The organism is Candidatus Hydrogenedentota bacterium, assembly GCA_016791475.1.
Classification (GTDB): Bacteria; Hydrogenedentota; Hydrogenedentia; order Hydrogenedentales; family JAEUWI01; genus JAEUWI01.
Genome location: JAEUWI010000143.1, coordinates 299 through 565, shown reverse-complemented (window position 1 = coordinate 565; position 267 = coordinate 299). Strand labels below are relative to the sequence as shown.

Below are 267 nucleotides of genomic sequence, written 5' to 3'. Positions count from 1 at the left end.
TCTGGTGTGTGGGATTCTGGGTGGCGATGACGAAAAACGGCTGCGGCAGCGGGCGCGTTTCGCCATCCAGCGTGACCTGGCGTTCTTCCATCGCTTCGAGCAGCGCGCTTTGCGCCTTGGGCGTGGCGCGATTGATTTCGTCGGCCAGCAGCACCTGGGCGAATACCGGGCCGGGATGAAAGCGGAAACGCCCGGAATCGCGCTCGAATATGGTGGTGCCGAGCAGGTCGGCGGGCAGCATGTCGCTGGTGAACTGCACGCGCGCGA

At 64.8% G+C, this 267-nt stretch carries 1 pseudogene (running past both ends of the window); it reads right to left on the bottom strand.

From position 1 onward, the window contains the following. Positions 1–267, bottom strand: a pseudogene (locus JNK74_28340) (AAA family ATPase) (it extends past both window edges: 283 nt to the left, 152 nt to the right).